The organism is Cochleicola gelatinilyticus (assembly GCF_001637325.1).
Lineage (GTDB): Bacteria > Bacteroidota > Bacteroidia > Flavobacteriales > Flavobacteriaceae > Cochleicola > Cochleicola gelatinilyticus.
Genome location: NZ_LRXL01000026.1, coordinates 890706 through 913328, shown reverse-complemented (window position 1 = coordinate 913328; position 22623 = coordinate 890706). Strand labels below are relative to the sequence as shown.

Here is a 22623-nt window from a genome sequence, read left to right as displayed (position 1 = left end):
CAATGTAATGTGACTAAACCGGTCTGAGAGATAAAATCTACGTTAAATTCTACGAAATCGATTTCGAGGAGACGTATTGGTGATTACGTGAAATCTTTATCGATTTCCGATTGTAATTTATAGTATGCCCTTTTTGCTGCGCGTTCTTCTGCTTTCTTTTTGGAAGTAGCTCTTGCCTTTCCAACTACCTTGTTTTCTAGTATTAATCGTACAGCAAAATGTTTAAGCGCATCGTTTCCTGTATCTTCATATACTGAAAATTTAAAAGGCTTTTTGTTTTTCTGGCACCACTCTATAAAAAGACTCTTATAGCTTATAATTTTTCCTTCAAGTCGTTCAATATCGACATAAGGTTTAATTACTCGTTTGTAGATGAATTTTTCGCAGTATGCATAGCCCCGATCTAGGTAAATTGCACCAACCAGAGCTTCAAATACGTTACCGTGAATGTTCCCACCGAATTGTTGTATTGGAATAGTGGTGCGCACATGTTTAATTAGGTTTAAATCTCGTCCTAATTCGTTTAAATGCTCTCTACTTACTACTTTCGAACGCATCTTAGTAAGATACCCTTCATTTCCACCGGGCACTTTTTTATAAAGATGTGAAGCTATTACGGCACTTAACATTGCGTCTCCTAAAAACTCTAATCGTTCGTAATTTTGAGGCTCTCCTTCTGCATTCGTTTCATTTGAAGATCGATGCGTAAAGGCTTTTTCGTAAATAGCAAGATCTTTTGGTTTGAACCCTAGTATTTTGCGTATTGTGAAAAAAAAATCCCCGTCCTTGTTAGTACGGGAATTAAATATGTTTTTTATGGAAGCCATTATTTCTCTTAGGCATCAAATTTTTTAAAGAGCACACAGGCATTGTGTCCTCCAAAGCCAAAAGTATTGCTCATTGCAACCTTAATTTCACGTTTTTGTGCTTTGTTTAAAGTAAGATTTAGCGATCCATCAATATTCTCATCGACTGTTGTATGGTTAATGGTAGGAGGTACTAACCCATGTTGCATTGCCAATATCGATGCGATTGCTTCAATAGCTCCTGCAGCTCCTAACAGGTGACCTGTCATAGATTTAGTGGAGTTGATATTCATATCTTTAGCATGTTCTCCAAAAACTTTTGTAATAGCTTTTAATTCAGCAACATCCCCAAGTGGCGTTGAGGTACCGTGTGTGTTGATGGTATCTACTTGATTTGGGCTCATGCCAGCATCGCGAAGACAGTTTAACATGACGCGTTCTACTCCTATACCATCAGGATGGGGTGCTGTCATGTGATAGGCATCACTCGACATTCCTCCACCTACTACTTCGGCATAAATTTTAGCGCCTCGGCTTTTAGCATGTTCATATTCTTCTAAAATTAAAGCACCTGCTCCTTCTCCTAAGACAAATCCGTCGCGAGTTGCATCAAAAGGTCTTGAAGCGGTTTCAGGGCTCTCATTTCTAGTTGATAGTGCATGCATTGCATTAAAACCACCCATACCTGCTTTGGTAACAGCGGCTTCACTTCCTCCAGTAACGATCATATCACAATGCCCTAAGCGAATGTAATTTAAAGCATCGATCATTGCATTTGCGGAAGATGCACAGGCAGAAACCGTCGTATAATTCGGTCCCATAAACCCATGTTTAATTGAGATATTACCTGGAGCAATATCTGCAATCATTTTAGGTATAAAGAAGGGGTTGAAACGTGGTGTTCCGTCCCCTTCTGCAAAATTTATTACTTCATTTTGAAAGGTTTCAAGACCTCCAATTCCAGCTCCCCAAATAACTCCTACACGAAATTTATCTATTTCGTCAAGATTTATTCCAGCATCTTTGATTGCTTCGTCTGAAGAAACCATTGCATATTGGGCAAACCGGTCTAATTTTCGGGCTTCTTTCCTGTCAAAATGCTCTAACGGATCGAAATTCTTAATTTCACAAGCAAATTTAGTTTTGAACTTTTCAGCATCAAAATATGTTATGGGTGCGCAGCCGCTCTTACCATTTTTTAATCCATCCCAATATTCACCGATATTGTTCCCGATTGGTGTGAGAGCTCCAAGACCTGTAACTACAACTCGCTTTAATTCCATAGAGTGCTTATCTTATTTAGCTTCTTCGATATACGATACTGCTTGACCTACGGTAGCAATATTTTCTGCTTGATCATCCGGAATCTGGATATCAAATTCTTTTTCAAATTCCATAATAAGCTCTACCGTATCTAGTGAGTCTGCTCCTAAGTCGTTTGTGAAGCTTGCTTCGTTAACAACTTCGTTCTCGTCAACACCTAATTTGTCTACGATAATCGCTTTAACTCTTGATGCAATGTCTGACATAATTCTTGTTTTTTAAATTTAATTATAAGTGGCAAAAATAAAATATTTTAATTGAAAACACTACTTTAACTGTAAAATGTGATCTGCTTGTGGTAAAAACCGCACAGAGTGATCTATGTTGAAGTTATGTTATTAAACTTTCCTTACGTCGTTAGATGCGGAATGATGAAACCAATTTAAACATTTTTGGGAGAAGTGAAACCCTATTGCCTTACTTTTGTATTTTATTTTATTAATTACTTCTTAAACACCCAAAGAAAACTTTATGAAGAAGCGCATTGTTATTTTTGCTTCGGGTAGCGGTACCAATACTCAAAACGTGATTCAATACTTTCAGCAAAGTGAGCTTGCCGAGGTTGTTCATGTGCTCACAAACAAGAAGAGTGCCAAAGTTTTAGACCGAGCCGAAAACCTTAATATACCCACATCGGTATTTAATAAAGAAGATTTAATTTCTGAAGACGGTGTATTGGCTTTACTAACAACCTTACATCCCGATCTTATAGTATTAGCTGGATTTTTATTAAAAATTCCTGGAACACTATTGAAAGCTTTTCCGAAAAGAATTCTTAATATACACCCAGCTCTTCTTCCTAAGTACGGGGGTAAAGGGATGTATGGAATGTATGTTCATGAAGCTGTTGTTGCAAATAAAGAGACCGAAACTGGAATCACTATTCATTTTGTAAACGAGCATTATGATGAAGGTGCGATTATTTTTCAACAAAGTGTTTCTCTTTCTAAAGAAGATACTCCACAAGACGTCGCTGCCAAAATACATGCATTAGAATATGAATGGTTTCCGAAGATAATTGAAAAGGTGTTGCTTGAGATGTAGCAATAAGTAGAGTAGAGAGAAGAATGGGTAAAAAAAAGCAAAAATTTTATGTGGTCTGGCATGGTAATCCTGCTGGGATTTATGGAAGCTGGCAGGAATGCAAACGTTCTATAACAGGAGTGAAGGGAGCTCAATACAAAGCTTTTCTATCTTTTGCTGAAGCCAAAAAAGCTTATAATAAGGAGTACGCAGATTACAAAGGCAAAAACACTAAGAAGAAAACACTGTCTAAAGAACAACTTGCCGCTATTGGTGAACCTAATTTATATTCATTATCTGTCGATGCAGCTTCTAGCGGAAATCCTGGAAAAATGGAATATCGTGGTGTCGATACGCAAACTAAAAAACAACTTTTTCACCAAGGACCTTTTCAGCAGGGAACTAATAATGTAGGTGAATTTTTAGCACTCGTACATGGACTAGCTTTTCTGAAACAACAAAACAGTGATCGTATTTTATACACCGACTCTAGAATTGCAATGGGTTGGGTAAAAAGGAAGAAGTGTAATACGAAGCTCAAGTGGGGAGTACATAACAAGAAATTAAACGATTTGGTGATTCGCGCTGAAAAATGGCTAAAAACAAATAGTTATACTACTATCATCGTTAAATGGGAAACAAAAGCTTGGGGTGAGATACCCGCTGACTTTGGGAGGAAATAATTTTATAGAGTGTTTTGCTCGTCTATACTAGAGTTCCAAAATAACAATAATTGCACCGCATCATTCGATACCTTATAGAATAGCTTTATGTTTTCTGACAAGAGGATCGATTGTATATCGTTTTTTGAATCTGAACTAACACCTTTAGAAAATAGCTTGGTTAACTGAATTAAATTTTTTTGAAACAAATTTTTTTGAATTTCATCTGCCTCCCTATCAAAATACACTAACACATTCTGAAGACTGGTGTGACAAACATCAGATACAATAATATTTTTATTTTTAGAAACAGCTACATCCATTTCCCTCCTCCTAATACCTCATTTATATCTTTGAGCCGTCCTTCTTTGATGTCCTTCTCTGAAGCTTTTAGAAGTTTCGAAATAACATCTACTTTATAAGATTCGTATGCTTCTGGATATAAATATCTAGACAACGTTTTTACTTCTTCACTAGTAAATCGTTTTTCTTTCATCTTTTTATAGAAAAAACCCCTCTTTATTTGAAGCAATTCTAAAAAAAACTGAAGCTTATAATGACTATTTCTAATATCATCAATTAACTGAGTGACAATACGGTCATACTCATGTATTACTTGGACCTTGTTCATAAATATGTCATTTATGTTTACATATATGTCAAATATATCAATTTTATTATTAAATTCATAAAGAAACTTGTGAATTCATCTCTGCTAAAATTGTGTTGGGATTAACGACAGCAAAACGTATCTTTGCACGGTAAATTTTGAAGCTTTAGAACGTCTAAAGGATTCGTTATTTATAAGACCTTTAAAAGTTTCCCGTCTTAAGGGGCCTTCGTATGAGTAAATTAGTAATTGTAGGAACTGTAGCTTTTGATGCCATTGAAACACCATTTGGCAAAACCGATAAAATTTTAGGGGGTGCCGCAACATATATTGGACTCTCTGCATCTAATTTTAATGTAGATGGAGCTATTGTATCGATTGTGGGAGGAGATTTTCCGAAGGAAGATATTTCGATGTTAGAAGAAAAAGGGATGAATGTTGAGGGTCTCGAAATAGTACCTAATGGCAAAACATTTTTTTGGAGTGGCAAATATCGCAACGATATGAATTCACGTGATACTTTAATTACAGAGCTTAATGTACTGGCAGATTTTAATCCCGTTGTTCCAAAAAGTTACCAAGATTCGGAAGTCGTTATGCTAGGAAACTTACATCCCATGGTGCAAATGGGGGTAATAAACCAAATGAAAAACCCAAAATTAGTGGTGCTTGATACCATGAATTTTTGGATGGATTGTGCACTCGAGGAGCTAAAACAGGTCATAGCCAAGGTAGATGTAATTACCATTAACGATGAAGAGGCTAGACAGCTATCTGGAGAATATTCTTTAGTGACTGGAGCTAAAAAAATTATGGAAATGGGACCTAAATATGTTGTTATTAAAAAAGGGGAACACGGAGCTTTGCTTTTTCATAAAGATGAAATATTTTTTGCGCCCGCCCTACCTTTAGCAGAAGTTTTTGACCCAACAGGCGCTGGAGATACATTTGCTGGTGGGTTTACAGGCTATTTAGCCAAGACAGGTGATTTTAGCTTTGAGAATATGAAGACAGCACTCATACATGGATCGGCATTAGCTTCTTTCTGTGTAGAAAAATTTGGGACAGAGCGCATGATCGATCTTTCAAAAAAAGAAGTACATCAAAGACTCAAACAATTTAAGAGTTTAACGCAATTTGATATTGAATTAACTTAATAATACGCCTTTCGGGGCGTATTTTATTTTATAATTTTTCTGACTACTTATGAGCGATGCTTTAAAACATGAATGCGGAATAGCAATGGTTCGATTGCTAAAACCTTTAGAATATTACAAAGAAAAGTACGGCACTGCCTTCTTTGGAGTAAACAAGATGTATCTAATGATGGAAAAACAGCACAACCGAGGTCAAGATGGTGCTGGTTTTGCAAGTATTAAATTAGACGTGAACCCAGGAGAGCGCTACATTAGTAGAGTGCGCTCAAATGCATCTCAACCCATACAGGATATTTTTGCGCAAATTAATGAACGTATTAACAATGAATTTGAAATACATCCAGAATACAAAGACGATGTAACTGCTCAAAAGAAGAACATTCCATACATTGGGGAGGTATTTCTAGGTCATGTGCGTTATGGGACATTTGGGGTAAATAGTGTAGAAAATGTGCACCCTTTCTTGCGACAGAATAATTGGATGCATCGTAACCTCATTATTGCAGGTAACTTTAACATGACGAATACTAACGAACTTTTCGACAACCTTATTAAGCTAGGAATGCATCCTAAAGAGAAGGCAGATACGATAACCGTTATGGAAAAGATTGGTCATTTTTTAGATGATGCAGTTCGAAAATTATATAAAAAAGCTAGAAAAGCAGGATTAAACAAAATTGAAGCGTCTCCATACATTGCAGAACACTTAAATGTTGCCAAAATATTACGCAAGTCTGCTAAAGATTGGGACGGCGGGTATGCCATGGCAGGAATGTTAGGCCACGGTGACAGTTTTGTTTTGCGCGATCCTGCAGGCATAAGACCAGCATATTTTTACCAAGATGATGAAGTTATTGTTGTCGCTTCCGAACGGCCAGCCATACAGACCGTTTTTAATGTCCCATTCGAATCTGTTCAAGAATTAGAACCCGGTCATGCTATTATCATTAAAAAAGATGGTAATATGAAAGTTACCGAAATACTCGAACCTTTAGAAAGAAAATCGTGCTCTTTCGAACGAATCTATTTTTCAAGAGGTAGTGATGCTGAAATTTATCAAGAAAGAAAAGAACTTGGTAGACTCGTGATGCCTAAAGTTTTAGAGGCTATAGATTACGATACTGAAAATAGTGTGTTCTCTTTTATCCCTAATACTGCCGAAACTTCATTCTACGGATTATTAGATGCTGCTCAAAATGAGTTGAATAAACAAAAGAATGAAGCCATTTTAAAAGAAGAAGGCAGTCTTACAACCGAACGATTGCTTCAAATTCAGCAACATAAGATTAGAACAGAAAAAATTGCAATTAAAGATGTAAAATTGCGAACATTCATCACAGACGACAGTAGCCGAGATGATCTTGTAGCTCATGTATATGATGTTACTTATGGAGTTGTAAAAGAAAGTGACAATCTTGTTATTATTGATGACAGCATTGTACGAGGTACGACTCTTAAAAAGAGTATTCTTAAAATGTTAGATCGATTAAAACCGAAACAAATTGTAGTCGTTTCTTCTGCCCCCCAAATTAGATATCCAGATTGTTATGGAATCGATATGGCTAGATTAGAAGATTTAGTTGCTTTTCAAGCCGCACTCGCATTACATAAGGAAAGAGGCACCTATGCGGTTGTTGATGACATATATAATAGATGTAAAAAACAAACTGCGCTACATGATAAAGAAGTTGTAAATCATGTAAAAGAACTTTATGCTCCTTTTTCAGATGAGGAACTTTCAGATAAAATTGCACAGATTATAAGTGTAGAGACCATCAATGCGAAAGTAAAACTTATTTTCCAATCTGTCGACAACCTCCATATAGCGTGCCCAAAAAATCTTGGTGATTGGTATTTTACGGGTAATTATCCCACTCCAGGTGGTAACAGAGTTGTAAATAAAGCCTATATAAATTTCTATGAAGGAAATACCGAAAGAGCATATTAATGTTAAAGTGGTGTAATTTACTTACAAAAAAGAGCACTTTAACGAGTATTTAGACTTTTAGTCCAAAAGTAGGAAAAGTCTGTAAATGCTATTACTATTTGGTATATATTTGAACCATACCATAGCATAAGTAGGTTAAGTTCATGGTAAGATTTGGGGCAAAAAAGGTAAACTCTTGTTTACCTTTTTTCATTTTATATAGTTATCACAAATCAATCACCCACTACAGCATACTCGGAAAATAGTGTTATTCTCAGAATCTGTTATGTGAAACTATCCTTCAGAAGATCTATTTAAGCTCCATTCCCTCTTTTAACATTAGGCTGACGACCAACGTATACCAAATACATTATATTTTCTTAAACGCCATTTTCACAAATAGCGTTTCGACCATATGCTATTATCTTAAGGACCTCAGAAGGGAAAAGTAAGGTCTATCTCCTGCCTTAGTAACTTTATAAATGCTATTGTAAACGCCATTGAACGAAAAAAGGGGCAATTGGTCTAAAAGTTTATTTTCGGAGATTTAAATTGTTCTATATTTGAATTATACCATAGCATAAGTAGGTTAAGTTCATGGTAGATTTGGGGCAAAAAAAGGTGAACTCTCGTTTACCTTTTTTTATGCGTAATAGTTTCTAGTTTTTCTCTTAAAGTATCTTTTCATATTTATTAATAAAAAAGCCTGCATATCAAATAGACATACAGGCTAGTAAAATAATACAGTTAATGTTTATTTATTTTGCGCATATCGGGTTGCAACTTCCTCCCAATTAATTACTTTAAAGAAAGCCCCAACATAATCTGGGCGTTTATTTTGATATTTTAAATAGTAGGCATGTTCCCAAACATCTAATCCTAAAATTGGCGTTCCGCCACAACCCACATCGGGCATTAAAGGGTTATCTTGATTTGGTGTAGAACAAACTTCTACTTTTCCACCTTTATGTACACACAACCAAGCCCATCCAGAACCAAATTGACCTTTAGCAGCTTCTGAAAATTTTTCTTTAAAATCTTCGAAACTTCCATAGGCACTATTAATTGCAGTTTCCAGTTCGCCAGACGGTTTTCCACCTCCATTTGGGGACATTACTTCCCAGAAAAGACTATGATTATAAAATCCACCTCCGTTATTACGAACGGCCTTATTTTTCATATCAAGATTAGAAAGAATGTTCTCAATGGTTTTTCCTTCGTTATCGGTGCCTTCTATAGCAGCGTTTAATTTATCGGTATATCCTTGATGATGCTTCCCATGGTGAATTTTCATGGTTTTTTCATCTATATGTGGCTCCAATGCATCATGAGCATACGGTAATTTTGGCAATTCAAATGACATATGTTTTCGTTTTTAGTTAGTATATATTTTATCTACCTCAAAAATACAGCTTTAACCATCTAAAAACTGTTATAGAATTTATAAGATTTTTATGTTTCTATAGATAAATCTAATAATGCTCTTCTCAATTCCTTCTTTTACTTAATTTAGTAAAAAATCAAGTCCATTGAATTCACCCACTCCTTTTACAATTTACAACGCCTCTGCTGGAAGTGGTAAAACCTTTACCCTTGTAAAAAAATATCTACTTCTTTTATTGCGCTCAGAAAAAGCTGGAACGTATAAAAATTTATTGGCAATTACCTTTACTAATAAAGCAGTTGCCGAAATGAAAGAACGAATCGTTTCAAACCTAGTTGCTTTTTCTGAAGAAAGTGCTCTCGATACTCCTTCAGATATGATGGGTTTCATCGCTGAAGAATTACAACTTACACTACCAGAAATTCACAATCGCTCTAAAAGAACGTTGCAACATTTATTACATCATTATGCAAGTTTTAGTGTAGAGACCATCGACCGGTTTAATCATCAGCTTATACGAACTTTTGCGAGAGACCTTAAATTAGACGGAAATTTTGAAGTCACTCTAGACACAAAACAACTGTTAGAAGAAGCTGTGGATAAACTTATTAGTCGCGCTGGAGAAGATCTAGAAATAACGCAAGTATTGCTAGATTTTGCTTTGGATAAAACAGACGAAGACCGCTCGTGGGATATCGCTAAAGATATTGTCTCTGCTTCAAAAATATTGCTTAATGAAAACGATCTTCCGAAGGTACTAGCTTTAAAACAACGCTCTTTAAAAGATTTTGTTCTTTTGAAAAAACACCTACTCGATCAAATAAAAATTTATTCTGAAACTATTTCAAATGAAGCTTCAGAACTGCTTCAGTTAATTGAAACTAGAGGAATAAGTCCCAGTGATTTTAGTGGAGGGTACTTTTCAAAATATTTGACATCCCTTTCAGAAAAAAATTTCAATGTTAATTTTGATCTTGCTTGGCAAAATAATATGAGGATAAAACCAATGTATCCTGGGCGATTATTAAAAAGCAATCCAGAAAACGCCGCTATTATTGATGAACTTTCACCTCTTTTTGAAGAAAAGTTCCTTTCAACAAAACAAAATATCTTAAAAATAAAATTTAATCTAAATGTCTTAAAAAACCTTATTCCGTTATCTGTAATTAACCTAGTGCGTCAGGAAATGGAGGGCATTAAAGAGGAAAAAAATATTATTCCTATTTCAGAATTTAACACCTTAATTTATAATGAGATAAAAGATCAACCAGCTCCTTTTATTTATGAGCGATTGGGTGAAAAATACCAACATTTTTTTATAGATGAATTTCAAGACACCTCGAAATTACAATGGGAAAATTTAATTCCGCTTGTCGACAATGCACTTTCGCAACTCGATGGTGATGGGAACACTGGTTCTTTGTTATTGGTAGGTGATGCAAAGCAGTCTATTTACCGTTGGCGAGGAGGGTTGCCAGAACAATTTATCTCACTTTACGGCGGAGTGTCTCCTTTTTCTACCCTTCCGGCTGTTTTAAATCTAGACACTAATTATAGAAGTACGCACGAAATTATCGATTTCAATAATGCTTTCTTTAGGTATGTTTCTAATTTTTTTGGAAATCCTATTCACGAATCATTATATAAAATTGGTAATGAACAAAAAAGCAATGCAAAGAAAAATGGGTATGTAGAAATTCAATTTATAGAAAATACAGCGAAAGAGGAAAAAGATACCAGTTACTGTGCCGCAGTACTTGAAGCGATACAAGTATTAAAAAATGATACATTTCAATACAGCGACATCTGTATTTTAACACGTGCAAAGAAAGATGGGATTACGCTAAGCTCTTTTCTTATGGAGCAGGGGATTCCCGTTATTTCTCAAGAAACGTTACTGCTTCAGTATTCAGAAGTTATTCTTTTTCTTGTAGATATATTAACACTCACGCTATTTCCCGAACACGAGGAGGTAAAAATACGCATCCTAGATTTTCTTCATAAAAAATTTCAGATCGAAGAACCACAGCATACTTTCTTTAAACGGTTTTTAAGTCAATCGATAGAAGACTCACAGTCACTACTTTTAAAATATAACATAGATATCGATTTCCATTATCTTGCTTCTGTTTCGCTGTATCAAAGTTTCGAGTATACCATTAGACAGTGTGCCTTAGAGAAAAATGCAGATGCTTATCTCTTTGGTTTTATGGATTTTGTATACGACTTTCAACAGCAACCTCAAGCTGATAAAACTGGATTTTTAACCTATTGGGAGCAAAAGAAAGACAGTGCCTCTTTTCCAGCAGGAGAAGGAACAAATGCAGTACAGGTCATGACCATCCATAAAGCAAAAGGGTTAGAATTTCCTGCAGTGATATTTCCGTATGCCGACATTAATATATACGACGCTAAACGCGAAAAGATTTGGTTTCCTTTCGAACATGAAGAAACAAACTTTAAAGAAGTACAATTAAATTTTAATAAAGACATCGAAACCTTTGGGTCTAAGGGAACCGAATTATATCATGATTTACGTAATACGTTAGCGTTAGACAATCTAAATTTACTCTACGTTACCCTTACGAGAGCCGTAGAGCGATTGTATATTTTTTCTGAAACGCCTTCCGCAATAAGAGATGATGGCCCTACAAAATACAGTCAGTTTTTTTCTGAATTTTTGAAAAACCGCAACTTATGGAATGAAACACAACTACTATATAGCTTCGGAAAAAAAGACTTAAAAATACCTGTTAAAACCATTACTGAAGCTGAACCAATTTTACCTATATATGTATCTACTTCCCCATCTGAACACAATTTAAGTATAATAACTACCGATGCAACTCTTTGGGAAACTGAAGCTGAAGAGGCTATTTCTGTTGGTAATCTACTGCATGATACCATGGCAGAAATTAAGTATGTCCAAGAGGTCGAGCCAGTTTTAAGCGGGCTTTCGATTCGAAATGTGATTCCTCTCGATGAATTTAACGCCCTAGAGAAAACTGTTAAGCGTATTGTTTCACACCCAGAATTACAAGATGTTTTTAATACAACCGACATAATTAGAAACGAATGGGATATTATTACTTCGGAAGGCTTTGTAGTTCGCCCAGATCGATTAAACATTGATAGTAACACTTCGGTTCGCATTATAGATTACAAAACTGGAGTTCCTACCTATCATCATGAAGAACAACTCAACGGATATGCGATCGCTTTGCGTGACATGGGATTTAAAGTAAAAGAAAAAATACTAATCTATGCGAACGCACAGGAAATTACGATAAATAAATTTTAACTTTGAACCGTTAAAACTCGAACTATGTACGGAAAAATAAAAGAACACCTTCAAAAGGAAATTCAAGAAATAAAAGATAACGGACTTTATAAACGGGAACGTATCATTACATCACCACAGGATGCTGTTATAAAAATTTCTACCGGGGAAGAAGTAATAAACTTTTGCGCTAATAATTATTTAGGTCTATCCTCGAACCCAGAAGTAATTCAAGCAGCAAAAGATGCTATGGATACGCATGGTTTTGGTATGTCATCGGTACGTTTTATTTGCGGAACGCAGGATATTCATAAAGAATTAGAACAAAAAATCGCCGATTTCTATGAAACGGAAGACACTATTTTATACGCTGCTGCATTCGATGCGAATGGAGGTGTTTTTGAGCCTTTATTAGGAAAAGAAGATGCTATTATTTCCGACTCTTTGAACCATGCCTCTATCATTGATGGAGTTCGCTTATGTAAAGCAGCCCGCTATCGATACGAGAATAGCAATATGGAAGATCTTGAAAAACAATTAAAGGCAGCGAATGAAGCTGGCGCAAGGCATAAGATAATTGTGACAGATGGTGTGTTTTCTATGGATGGTCTAGTAGCCCCACTAGATAAAATTTGTGATCTTGCTGATAAATATGATGCCATGGTCATGATCGATGAGTGTCATGCAACCGGATTTATAGGAGCCACTGGACGTGGGACGCTCGAAGAAAAGGGAGTAATGGGGAGAATTGATATTATTACTGGAACGTTAGGAAAGGCCCTTGGTGGTGCAATGGGGGGATATACAACAGGAAAAAAAGAAATCATTGATCTCCTTAGACAAAGATCCAGACCTTATTTATTTTCAAATTCATTGGCACCAGCAATTGTAGGAGCTTCGATAAAAGTTTTTGAAATGTTATCTAACGATACATCACTACGAGACACCTTAGCTGAAAATACAGCTTATTTCAAAAAAGGAATGAAAGATGCTGGATTCGACATTATTGATGGTGATTCTGCGATCGTCCCAGTAATGTTGTACGACGCTCAATTGTCTCAAAACATGGCAGATAAATTATTAAAAGAAGGCATTTATGTTATTGGTTTTTTCTACCCAGTAGTTCCTAAAGAAAAAGCAAGAATAAGGGTGCAACTGTCAGCGGCTCACACACAAAAACATCTCGACAAAGCGATTGCTGCATTTGTTAAAGTTGGCAAAGAATTAGAGGTTATATAAATCCAAGACTCATTATTTATAGGGCGTTCGCTGTCTATTTGTGAAAAATTTAATAGATTTGCTTTTGTTAATTAGTTTTAACAACTTACTTTTGCTCTAATTAACACTTAAAAATTAAACAATCGAATATGAAACATCTTAACAGTATTTTAGTTGCTGCCCTCTTAATTATTGGAGTTGGCGTAGCAAATGCACAAGACGAAAACAACCCTTGGCTAATCGAGGTTGGTGTAAACGCTGTTGACCTTTTCCCCGTTGGGCTTGAGGATGGTCAACAGGCATCAAATCCCATGCGAGGAGAACTTTTTGAAGAATTTTACAATGTAGACGATCACTGGAACATTTTACCTTCTGTGTCAAAATTGGCAATAGGTAGATATATTGGTGGTGGATTTACATTCAACGCTGTTGGTACTATCAACAGAATTGATAAAATTGGTGATATACCAGCAGATGATCTTAGCTACTACGGTGTAGATGGTGAGATCAACTATAGTTTTAGAGATTTACTTTTCGGTCCTGGAGGATGGTTTGATCCATCTATTGGAATCGGTGGTGGTTATACTTGGGTAGATGACATCGGATTTGGTACTGCTAATGGTCAAGTTGGATTAAAAATCTGGGTTGCTGAAAACATAGCATTAACTGCACAATCTAAATATAAGTATGCTTTTGAAGATACTTATGGTATAGAGCATTTCCAACATTCTGCAGGTGTAGCATTTAAGTTTGGTGGAAAAGATACTGACGGTGACGGAATCTACGATCAAGATGATGAATGTCCTGAAACTCCTGGTCTTCCAGAATTCAACGGTTGCCCAGATTCTGATGGTGATGGTATCGAAGATAGAAACGATGCATGTCCTAACACTCCTGGTTTAGCTGAATTTAACGGTTGTGCTGATACTGACGGTGATGGTATTGCTGATCCACAAGATGCATGTCCTACTGTTGCTGGTTTAGCTTCAATGAATGGATGTCCTGATACTGACGGTGATGGAATTACTGATGCTGATGACGAATGTCCTAACGAAGCAGGTCCTGCTTCTAATAATGGATGTCCTCAATTAGATAGAGATGGTGATGGTGTACTTGACAAAGATGACAGATGTCCAGATGTTCCTGGAACTGTTGCTAACCAAGGTTGTCCTGAAGTAACTACAGAGATTATCAAGCAATTGAACCAATATTCTAAAACAATTTTATTCGATTACGATAAAGCAACTATTCGTCAAGAATCTTACTCTGCTCTTCAGAGTATCGCTGATATCATGAAAGAATATCCAAACGCAAACTTCCATGTTGAAGGTCACACAGATAGCAGAGGTAGTGATTCATATAACTTGAAACTTTCTAAAGAAAGAGCAGCTTCAGTTATGACTTACTTAACTACTATCAACATTCCTGCTAACAGATTAACTTCTGAAGGATATGGTGAGTCTCGACCAATTGCAGATAACAAAACTGCTGCTGGAAGACAACAAAACAGACGTGTAGAGATTTCTCTTAAGAAATAAGCATCACGCTAAATAAATAATAGAAACGCCTCCGAGATATCGGGGGCGTTTCTTATTTTTATGAAATGCAAACATTCCTTGAAGAGACATTAGCAAAGATTCAATTAAAACATTCCGATCTAAGTTCTCTTATTTTAATTCTACCTAGTAAGCGTGCCGGGGGTTTTCTAAAACACCACCTGCGACAAAATGCATCAAAGACTTTTTTTGCTCCAAAAATTCTTAGTATTGAAGAATTTATAGAAACATTATCAGACCTATCGATCATTGATACGACCGAATTAATGTTTAAAAGTTTTGAATCATATCAAGCCACAACATCAATAACAAATAAAGACGATTTTGAAACTTACGCGTCTTGGGCTACAACACTTCTTAATGATTTTAATGAAATAGACCGACATCTAGTTGAAACGGATTCTTTTTTCAATTATTTAACAAGTATCAAAACTTTAGAACGATGGGGTGTTCAAAATGAAAAAACCCAACTCATAACTAGTTATTTAACCTTTTGGGAAAATCTTCCAGATGTATATGAGAACCTTCAATTACTTCTATTAAAAGAAAAAATAGGGTACCAAGGGCTTGTCTACAGAAAAGCAGCTGAGAAAGTAGACCAATACATTAACAAAAGCCTTTCTAGTAAACATATTTTTATCGGTTTTAATGCATTAAATAATGCGGAGCAACAGATCATTCAGAAATTACTAGAAGCAGGTAATACAGAAGTTTATTGGGATGCTGATGCGTATCTTTATAATGATACTAAACATGGCGCCTCATTATTTGTTCGAGAATACCTTCAGACGTGGAATTATTATAAAAAAAACGATCTGCCGTCGTTCCCAAATAATTTCAAAAAAAATAAAGACATTGAACTTATTGGTGTTCAAAAAAATATTGGTCAAGCAAAATATGTAGGAAAATTACTTTCAGAATTAACTTCAGAAGAACTTTGCAAAACTGCTATAGTTCTCGCAGATGAAACCCTCCTAGAACCTTTACTTGACTCTTTCCCTTCTAATGTGTCGAATGTAAACATTACCATGGGAGTGCCTATAAAAAACTTTCCATTAACCACATTCTTTGAAATGCTCTTGAAGCTTCATAGTCTAGAGACCGGTGTATGGTATTATAAAGATGTATTAGCACTTCTTAATCATCCAACAGCAAAATTACTGTTGAAAAATGGCAATAAAATTCTTAAAGAAATAAATGCTGAGAATACCACTCACATATCCGAAGAATTACTTCTACAAATTTGTGGTAAAGAGGATAAAATGATGGTGTCAAAATTATTTGGTGTATGGAATGACCGAAGCAATACAGCATTAAATATATGTAGTTTCTTGCTTCTTCAACTAAAATCACTGTATGAGAAAGAACCACTTAAAAAAGTAATCGCTTATCAACTCTATACAGTTTTCAAAAAAATTGAAGCGCTTGATAATAAATTTTCACATTTAAAAACAATTCGTACAATACATTCTTTGTTTAGAGAACTAATAGCAACTACGACACTTGATTATGCGGGAGATGCTTACGATGGACTACAAGTTATGGGGGTTCTCGAAACTCGTGTACTTGACTTTGAAAGGGTTATAATGACATCTGTAAATGAAGGAATTCTTCCTTCTGGAAAATCGAATGCCTCTTTTATTACATACGATTTAAAAGTAGCTTTCAACCTACCTAAATACACCGAAAAAGATGCTATTTATACGTACCATTTCTATCACATATTACATCGGTCTAAAAATATAAAGCTGTTATATAACACCTTTTCAGATGGATTAAATACTGGGGAAAAAAGTCGTTTTTTGTTGCAACTAGAAATTAATAAACATGAAAATCATTCGCTACATCATAAGTTAGTTACTCCAGAAATTAAAATAGAACAACGAACACCTAAAACAATTGAAAAAACAACTGGGGTTATGAATCGCTTGCAGGAAATTGCTGAAAAGGGATTTTCTCCTTCCGCCCTTACATCGTATATCCGTAATCCTATTGACTTTTATTTTCAGAAAATAATAAGACTTAGTGAAATTGAAGAAGTAGAGGAAACAATTGCTGCAAATACTATGGGAACTATAGTTCATGATGCACTTGAAAACTTATATAAGCCTTTAGAAGGTTCGAATTTTACCAGAGATTCATTAAAGGAAATAAGGAAAAAAGCAACTAATGAAGTTCAGTCTCAATTTGAAAAAACATTTCCAGGAGGGAATTTTAATACAGGGAAAAACCTTATCATCTTCGAAGTTGCCAAACGGTATGTGACAAATATGATCGATTCAGATAGCGCGCAAATTAATGCTGGAAACACTATCGAATTAATTAGTGTTGAACAAGAATTTCGCGTGCCTATTATTATATCTGAACTTCCTTTTCCAACTCATATTCGGGGTAAAATTGATAGAATTGACCGATATAATGACCAATTACGTATTATAGATTATAAAACCGGAGCAGTACAAGATACAGATTTAAAGATTTCTGAATGGGAATCACTAATTTCAGACTATAAATACAGTAAGGCTTTTCAGGTATTAACATATGCATATATGATATACGAGGCTCAAGGAATAACCGCAATGGAAGCTGGAATAATATCTTTTAAAAACCTGAACAGTGGCTTTCTCAAATTTATAGACAAATCGGTATCTAAATCTGGGACTTCAGCAATTACAGCTGAAACACTAGAGCTCTTTACTTTTGAAGCAAAAAAACTAATTCTCGAAATTTGTGATTCCACAATTCCATTTATTGAAAAAGAAATAACCTAATGAATATCGAAACGAACCAAATTCTACACAACGACAAAAATAAAAAACCCATACTATACGACTGTTATTATAAAAAATCTAAAAGTCCTAAGCCTGTTATTATTTTCTGCCACGGTTATAAAGGACTTAAAGATTGGGGTGCTTGGGATCTAATGGCTAAAACATTTGCAAATGAAGGTTTCTTTTTTCTGAAATTTAACTTTTCTCACAATGGAACAACCGTAGAACAACCTCTAGATTTTTCAGATCTTGACGCATTTGCAAATAATAATTTTACAACAGAACTAGATGATCTGGATCGTGTTATTAATAAAGTAACAAGCTCTACGCTTTACGCTCAAGAGGCAGATGTAACCAAAATCTCATTAATTGGTCACAGTCGAGCTGGTGGCATTGTACTAATTAAAGCAGAGGAAGATGCTCGAATTAGAAAAGTAATCACTTGGGCAGGGGTATCAAATTTTAAATCACATTTTAAAGAAGGAACTGAAGCTTTTAAACAATGGGAGGATAGTGGAGTTATTTATGTAGAGAATAGCCGCACACAACAGCAAATGCCACATTATTTTCAATTTTATAAAAATTTTAAAGAGAATGAAGATCGACTTACTATTAAAAGAGCAGTATCAAGTCTAACAATACCCTATTTAATTTTACATGGAGATGATGATCACACAGTAAATCTTAAAGAAGGAAAGCTTTTACAAAGTTGGAACAAACACAGCACTTTAAAAGTTATTGAGAATGGTGATCATGTCTTTGGAGCTTCTCACCCTTGGAAATCTTCAAAACTCCCCACAAAACTGGATGAAGTTATTGGTATCACTACATCATTTTTAAAAAAATAATAGAAAATCCTCTTGGTTTACAGGAAAAATCCCCTATAAATTTGGGTGGATTCACGGTTGATATAAACATATCTATTACATACTTTTATACTGTAAATCAGTATATTATGTCATATTTAGAACCAAAATTATTATCACGCTACCAATGGAAAAAGGTATTAAAGGGTGTTCCCAGCAAAAGAGACCTTGCTATTTTTAGAAGAGACATCGAAATTTATGAGCGTTCAAAAAGAGAGACGCGCCAACACAGTGCTTAACAACATGAAAAAAGACACATCAATTAGACATGTCTTTTTTATTGAACTTCTGTTTTTAAAGGAAGTTAGTGGAGAATATCGGAGTCGAACCGATGACCTCTACGCTGCCAGCGTAGCGCTCTAGCCAGCTGAGCTAATCCCCCATACTAGAAAGGGCTAAATTAGTAAAAAAATTAATCCTGAACCTGTAAAACTAACAAAGGTTTTGTAGTATGAAACTCTTTCTTTAATACAACATTTTTCTCCCACAATTTTTTGAAAAAACCTCGTTTACGACGCACAACACACAGCATATCAGGATTAATACCTTGATAGTGTTCTAATACGGCCTGGAAAGTAGTCGCGTTTTCTGTCTTAGTATAAGAAGTTTTTATTTTATCAACATATTCACTCACCGACAACATTGTATCTGTGCTTTCTGGTGTCTCCACATGTAAAAGGTGAATTTCAGTTCCAAAATGCTTAATAAATTTACGAACTGGAGCAAGCGTTCGTTTCTTTTCAAATGAACCATTTTTAAATGCCATTAACATTGTCTTAGGCTGCGAAAATTTTTCCCCTTCTGGCACAATTAGAATAGGGATATTCGTAGCCTTTAAAAGCTTTCCAGACATATTTCCTAAATATACTTCTTCACGAATTGAATTACTTCTAGGAGACAACACCATAAGATTAATAGAAATGTGTTTATTAAAGCGCTCAATTCCATCAACTACACCTCCTTTAATAGGGTGAGCTACTACCGTTACTCCTTTATTATCAACTTTAGATAATACATAATCTAATCTGTTTTCAGATTCTTCTTTAAGTACAGTATTTAATTTCGACCCAGTACCAGCTCTAGAAAATTCTTGAAATACAGAAACAACGTAGACATTTGCATCTACCTCTTGTGCGAGATCAATCGCATATTGTAAATTACTTGCCGAATTTTCTGAAGATCCCACGGGAACCAATATATTTTTCATAGTTGTATTGTTTCTAGTATGTTTAAATTTAAGCCTTGTAAAGGGAAACAGTGCAAAATTAGTTGGAAAAAATGATTCGCAAGGCAAAACTTTCAGAAATTGAGGAAATTATAAACTTAACTAAGGCATGTGCAGCCCACATGATTTCTCAAAACATTTTTCAATGGAACGAACACTATCCTAATAAAGAAGCCTTTTTAAAAGATCTAGACCGACAAGAATTGTATGTACTTTTTTCAGAAAATAGTATTGTTGGATGTGTCGTAATTTCTTCGGAAAAAGATGCCGAATACAACGATATTTCTTGGAGAACAGACGATAGTATACAGTATTATATTCATCGTCTCGCCGTTCACCCGAAGCATCAAGGTTTCGGAAACGCTAGAAAATTAATGGATTTTGCAGAAGCTTACGGCAAAACAAATAATGCCATTTCTATTCGATTAGACACCTTCAGCAAAAATGTAAGAAACCAACGTTTTTATGAAAGAAGAGGATATTTAAAATTGGGAACTATCTATTTTCCAAAGCAAAGTAAACATCCTTTCTTTTGCTATGAATTGATTCTTTAAGAAGGTCTCGCGCATGTTTTTTCTTATAAAAAAATCAATGATTTCAATATCACTTTAGTAATCCGAATTACAAAGATTCGGTAGCTTTGCACCGCTCATGATCTCAACCGATATTTCTTTTAAACGAATTCAGCAATTGGCACTTCCGGCGATCGTGTCGGGCATCGCAGAGCCGGTACTTTCCAGCACCGATGCTGCTATTGTGGGAAATATACCAGAATTTGGAACCGAATCACTTGCAGCCGTAGGAATTGTAGGTGCTTTTCTTTCTATGCTTATTTGGATTCTTGGACAAACACGAAGTGCCATCTCAGCAATCGTTTCACAAAATCTTGGGGCCGGAAAATTAAGTGACCTTAACAGTTTCCCTGCGCAAGCCATCTATTTCAATATTGCATTAAGCCTTATCGTTCTACTGTCTACGTACTTTTTCGTGGAAGAAATCTTTACGTTATTAAATGCTGAAGGAATTATTTTAGTCTTTAGTATAGATTATTACAACATTCGTGTTTGGGGGTTTCCTTTAACACTTTTCACTTTTGCAGTATTCGGTTTGTTTCGAGGGCTACAAAACACGTTCTGGCCCATGGTGATCGCAGCTATCGGAGCAGGAGTTAATATCGCGTTAGATTTTATGTTTGTTTATGGTGTTGAAGGTTATATTAATCCTATGGGTATTCAAGGAGCTGCGTGGGCAAGTCTTATTGCTCAAGCATTAATGGCGGTACTAGCACTGTTATTTTTACTTAAAAAGACCTCTGTGTCGCTTCGATTACGATTTCCTTTACATCCCGAAATTAATCGACTGGTATCTATGAGCTTTAATTTGTTTATACGTTCTGTTGCGCTTAACGCAGCACTGTTACTCGCCGTACGAGAAGCAGCAGATCTCGGTAAAGAATACATTGCGGCCCACGCTATTGCAATTAATTTATGGTTGTTTACTGCATTTTTTATAGATGGTTATGGTGCCGCTGGAAATGTTTTAAGTGGAAAATTATTAGGAGAACGTAATTTTACTGGACTTTGGACACTTACAAAGCGGGTAAACAGTTACAATATTGTTGTTGCAGCAATTCTGGTTTTGGTTGGATATATTTTTTACGAACCATTAGGACTACTCTTTAACAAGGACAAGGAAGTGCTTTCGATCTTTTATGGAATGTTTTTCATGGTATTGCTTTGCCAACCTATTAGTGCTCTTGCTTTTACGATGGACTCAATCTTTAAAGGGTTGGGCGAAATGAGTTTTCTTCGGAATGTTCTTCTCGGAGCAACTTTATTAGGTTTTATACCTGTACTTTATTTCTCTAAATATATGGAATGGGGACTCATCGGAATATGGATAGCAATAGTAGTGTGGGTAGCTTACCGCGCGGCAGCTTTGATTATTAAATATAAAAGAAAGTACATTCCATTAGTTGAAAAATAAATACATTTACCATAAAAAAGAATGGAAATAATTGAATTTATTGGAGGAGCAGGATTCTGGCTAATTATCGCAATATTGGTAATCGCGGTCGTAATTTTTAATAAAGTAAGAAACCGTAAGTAATATAGATCGCTTTCTTCTTACTTTAAAACCAAAATATGGAAACCTTTGAATATCTTACTGGAAAGGGTGGATTTTTAATACTGGCTCTTATTGTTGTAATTCTGGTTTTGTACAATAAATATCAAAATTGGCGCTACACTAAACCCACTCGCAAAAAGAAAAAATAGATGCTTTCTTCCCTAATATCGTACCTTTGCTTTTTAGAAATCTGAGAAAATAGTTTTAATAGGTTAGATTAGACATTATTTACATGAGCAACATCCGCATCACCAAACAATTTTCTTTCGAAACCGGACATGCTTTGTACGGGTACGATGGTAAATGTCGAAACGTACACGGACATAGTTATAAACTGTCGGTAACGGTAATAGGAACTCCAAATTCAGATTCGAATCATGTAAAATTCGGAATGGTGATCGATTTTAGTGATCTTAAGAAAATCGTAAAAGAAGAAATTGTTGATGTGTTCGATCATGCAACCGTCTTTAATAAAAATACTCCGCACGTAGAGTTAGCTAAAGAATTAGCAGATCGAGGGCACAATGTACTTTTAGTTGCCTATCAGCCTACAAGTGAAATGATGGTGATCGACTTTGCCGAAAAAATAAAAGCCCGTCTTCCAGAAGGCATTCAATTGCACGCCTTAAAGCTTCAAGAAACCGCCACCAGTTATGCAGAATGGTTCGCTTCCGAAAATAAGTAACCT

Annotated in this window: 20 protein-coding genes and 1 tRNA gene; 13 read left to right on the top strand and 8 right to left on the bottom strand. The window is 35.4% G+C overall.

What is annotated here, in order from left to right:
- Positions 1–83 precede the first annotated feature (83 nt).
- Genes rnc through ULVI_RS06170 form a run of 3 tightly spaced genes read right to left on the bottom strand, consistent with a single transcriptional unit; the run spans position 84 to position 2335 of the window.
- On the bottom strand, positions 84–827 hold the full coding sequence (gene rnc / locus ULVI_RS06180; protein WP_068590787.1) for a ribonuclease III: 744 nt from the start codon (positions 825–827) through the stop codon (positions 84–86).
- A gap of 8 nt (positions 828–835) precedes the next feature.
- Positions 836–2089, bottom strand: coding sequence for a beta-ketoacyl-ACP synthase II (fabF, locus tag ULVI_RS06175; protein WP_068590785.1), 1254 nt, complete (start codon positions 2087–2089; stop codon positions 836–838).
- Positions 2090–2101: 12 nt separating this feature from the next.
- Entirely contained in the window at positions 2102–2335 is a 234-nt protein-coding gene (locus ULVI_RS06170) for an acyl carrier protein (protein ID WP_068590783.1), read from the bottom strand.
- A gap of 265 nt (positions 2336–2600) precedes the next feature.
- Here ULVI_RS06170 and purN point away from each other — a divergent pair, with 265 nt between their 5' ends.
- A complete protein-coding gene (purN, locus tag ULVI_RS06165; RefSeq protein WP_068590782.1) occupies positions 2601–3173 on the top strand; it encodes a phosphoribosylglycinamide formyltransferase in 573 nt (190 codons plus the stop codon).
- 23 nt (positions 3174–3196) lie between these two features.
- A complete protein-coding gene (locus ULVI_RS06160; RefSeq protein ID WP_068590781.1) occupies positions 3197–3835 on the top strand; it encodes a ribonuclease H1 domain-containing protein in 639 nt (212 codons plus the stop codon).
- A gap of 2 nt (positions 3836–3837) precedes the next feature.
- On the opposite strand, the gene ULVI_RS06155 is transcribed toward ULVI_RS06160, so the two are convergent.
- Positions 3838–4137, bottom strand: a complete 300-nt coding sequence (locus ULVI_RS06155) for a hypothetical protein (protein WP_068590779.1) — start codon at positions 4135–4137, stop codon at positions 3838–3840.
- Positions 4128–4445 carry a hypothetical protein gene (locus ULVI_RS06150; protein WP_068590777.1) on the bottom strand — a complete coding sequence of 106 codons (318 nt, stop codon included), beginning with the start codon at positions 4443–4445 and terminating at the stop codon, positions 4128–4130. Before ULVI_RS06150 ends, ULVI_RS06155 begins: the two co-directional genes overlap by 10 nt.
- 212 nt (positions 4446–4657) lie before the next feature.
- Here ULVI_RS06150 and ULVI_RS06145 point away from each other — a divergent pair, with 212 nt between their 5' ends.
- A complete protein-coding gene (locus tag ULVI_RS06145) occupies positions 4658–5581 on the top strand; it encodes a PfkB family carbohydrate kinase (protein WP_068590775.1) in 924 nt (307 codons plus the stop codon).
- A gap of 49 nt (positions 5582–5630) precedes the next feature.
- Positions 5631–7529 (top strand): amidophosphoribosyltransferase, encoded by a 1899-nt coding sequence (locus ULVI_RS06140; protein WP_068590773.1) that lies wholly within the window; start codon positions 5631–5633, stop codon positions 7527–7529.
- A 733-nt stretch (positions 7530–8262) separates the two neighbouring features.
- On the opposite strand, the gene ULVI_RS06135 is transcribed toward ULVI_RS06140, so the two are convergent.
- Positions 8263–8871 (bottom strand): superoxide dismutase, encoded by a 609-nt coding sequence (locus ULVI_RS06135; RefSeq protein WP_068590771.1) that lies wholly within the window; start codon positions 8869–8871, stop codon positions 8263–8265.
- Positions 8872–9037: 166 nt separating this feature from the next.
- Between ULVI_RS06135 and ULVI_RS06130 the strand changes: the two genes are divergently transcribed.
- From ULVI_RS06130 to ULVI_RS15530, 6 genes are all read left to right on the top strand, one after another.
- Positions 9038–12193, top strand: coding sequence for a UvrD-helicase domain-containing protein (locus ULVI_RS06130; protein ID WP_068590769.1), 3156 nt, complete (start codon positions 9038–9040; stop codon positions 12191–12193).
- Positions 12194–12217: 24 nt separating this feature from the next.
- On the top strand, positions 12218–13411 hold the full coding sequence (gene kbl, locus ULVI_RS06125) for a glycine C-acetyltransferase (protein ID WP_068590767.1): 1194 nt from the start codon (positions 12218–12220) through the stop codon (positions 13409–13411).
- 128 nt (positions 13412–13539) lie between these two features.
- On the top strand, positions 13540–14928 hold the full coding sequence (locus tag ULVI_RS06120) for an OmpA family protein (protein WP_068590765.1): 1389 nt from the start codon (positions 13540–13542) through the stop codon (positions 14926–14928).
- Between the two features lie 65 nt (positions 14929–14993).
- Positions 14994–17717 carry a PD-(D/E)XK nuclease family protein gene (locus ULVI_RS06115; protein ID WP_068590763.1) on the top strand — a complete coding sequence of 908 codons (2724 nt, stop codon included), beginning with the start codon at positions 14994–14996 and terminating at the stop codon, positions 17715–17717.
- The gene (locus tag ULVI_RS06110) at positions 17717–18565 is read left to right on the top strand and encodes an alpha/beta hydrolase family protein (RefSeq protein ID WP_068590762.1); all 849 of its coding nucleotides are present in this window, start codon (positions 17717–17719) and stop codon (positions 18563–18565) included. Before ULVI_RS06115 ends, ULVI_RS06110 begins: the two co-directional genes overlap by 1 nt.
- Before the next feature lie 107 nt (positions 18566–18672).
- Positions 18673–18822 (top strand): hypothetical protein, encoded by a 150-nt coding sequence (locus tag ULVI_RS15530; RefSeq protein WP_197463481.1) that lies wholly within the window; start codon positions 18673–18675, stop codon positions 18820–18822.
- A 69-nt stretch (positions 18823–18891) separates the two neighbouring features.
- Here the strand turns inward: ULVI_RS15530 and ULVI_RS06105 are convergent.
- Together ULVI_RS06105 and ULVI_RS06100 are read right to left on the bottom strand one after the other, a co-directional pair.
- Positions 18892–18965 (bottom strand) — tRNA-Ala (locus ULVI_RS06105).
- Between the two features lie 30 nt (positions 18966–18995).
- Positions 18996–19790 (bottom strand): universal stress protein, encoded by a 795-nt coding sequence (locus ULVI_RS06100; protein ID WP_068590760.1) that lies wholly within the window; start codon positions 19788–19790, stop codon positions 18996–18998.
- A gap of 71 nt (positions 19791–19861) precedes the next feature.
- Here ULVI_RS06100 and ULVI_RS06095 point away from each other — a divergent pair, with 71 nt between their 5' ends.
- The 3 genes from ULVI_RS06095 (at position 19862) to ULVI_RS06085 (ending at position 22620) form a co-directional block, all read left to right on the top strand.
- Positions 19862–20362 carry a GNAT family N-acetyltransferase gene (locus ULVI_RS06095; protein ID WP_068590758.1) on the top strand — a complete coding sequence of 167 codons (501 nt, stop codon included), beginning with the start codon at positions 19862–19864 and terminating at the stop codon, positions 20360–20362.
- Between the two features lie 97 nt (positions 20363–20459).
- Entirely contained in the window at positions 20460–21794 is a 1335-nt protein-coding gene (locus ULVI_RS06090; protein ID WP_068590756.1) for an MATE family efflux transporter, read from the top strand.
- 373 nt (positions 21795–22167) lie between these two features.
- Complete coding sequence (locus tag ULVI_RS06085) at positions 22168–22620, top strand: 6-pyruvoyl trahydropterin synthase family protein (protein WP_068590754.1); 453 nt, start codon at positions 22168–22170, stop codon at positions 22618–22620.
- Positions 22621–22623 lie beyond the last annotated feature (3 nt).

Coding starts and splice junctions, on each gene's coding strand:
- ULVI_RS06095 (WP_068590758.1), top strand. CDS start 19,862: ATGATTCGCAAGGCAAAACTTTCAGAAATTGAGGAAATTATAAACTTA.
- ULVI_RS06085 (WP_068590754.1), top strand. CDS start 22,168: ATGAGCAACATCCGCATCACCAAACAATTTTCTTTCGAAACCGGACAT.
- ULVI_RS06145 (WP_068590775.1), top strand. CDS start 4,658: ATGAGTAAATTAGTAATTGTAGGAACTGTAGCTTTTGATGCCATTGAA.
- ULVI_RS06155 (WP_068590779.1), bottom strand. CDS start 4,137: ATGGATGTAGCTGTTTCTAAAAATAAAAATATTATTGTATCTGATGTT.
- rnc (WP_068590787.1), bottom strand. CDS start 827: ATGGCTTCCATAAAAAACATATTTAATTCCCGTACTAACAAGGACGGG.
- purN (WP_068590782.1), top strand. CDS start 2,601: ATGAAGAAGCGCATTGTTATTTTTGCTTCGGGTAGCGGTACCAATACT.
- ULVI_RS15530 (WP_197463481.1), top strand. CDS start 18,673: ATGTCATATTTAGAACCAAAATTATTATCACGCTACCAATGGAAAAAG.
- ULVI_RS06150 (WP_068590777.1), bottom strand. CDS start 4,445: ATGAACAAGGTCCAAGTAATACATGAGTATGACCGTATTGTCACTCAG.
- ULVI_RS06135 (WP_068590771.1), bottom strand. CDS start 8,871: ATGTCATTTGAATTGCCAAAATTACCGTATGCTCATGATGCATTGGAG.
- ULVI_RS06160 (WP_068590781.1), top strand. CDS start 3,197: ATGGGTAAAAAAAAGCAAAAATTTTATGTGGTCTGGCATGGTAATCCT.
- ULVI_RS06115 (WP_068590763.1), top strand. CDS start 14,994: ATGCAAACATTCCTTGAAGAGACATTAGCAAAGATTCAATTAAAACAT.
- ULVI_RS06100 (WP_068590760.1), bottom strand. CDS start 19,790: ATGAAAAATATATTGGTTCCCGTGGGATCTTCAGAAAATTCGGCAAGT.
- ULVI_RS06170 (WP_068590783.1), bottom strand. CDS start 2,335: ATGTCAGACATTGCATCAAGAGTTAAAGCGATTATCGTAGACAAATTA.
- ULVI_RS06140 (WP_068590773.1), top strand. CDS start 5,631: ATGAGCGATGCTTTAAAACATGAATGCGGAATAGCAATGGTTCGATTG.
- kbl (WP_068590767.1), top strand. CDS start 12,218: ATGTACGGAAAAATAAAAGAACACCTTCAAAAGGAAATTCAAGAAATA.
- ULVI_RS06090 (WP_068590756.1), top strand. CDS start 20,460: ATGATCTCAACCGATATTTCTTTTAAACGAATTCAGCAATTGGCACTT.
- ULVI_RS06110 (WP_068590762.1), top strand. CDS start 17,717: ATGAATATCGAAACGAACCAAATTCTACACAACGACAAAAATAAAAAA.
- ULVI_RS06120 (WP_068590765.1), top strand. CDS start 13,540: ATGAAACATCTTAACAGTATTTTAGTTGCTGCCCTCTTAATTATTGGA.
- fabF (WP_068590785.1), bottom strand. CDS start 2,089: ATGGAATTAAAGCGAGTTGTAGTTACAGGTCTTGGAGCTCTCACACCA.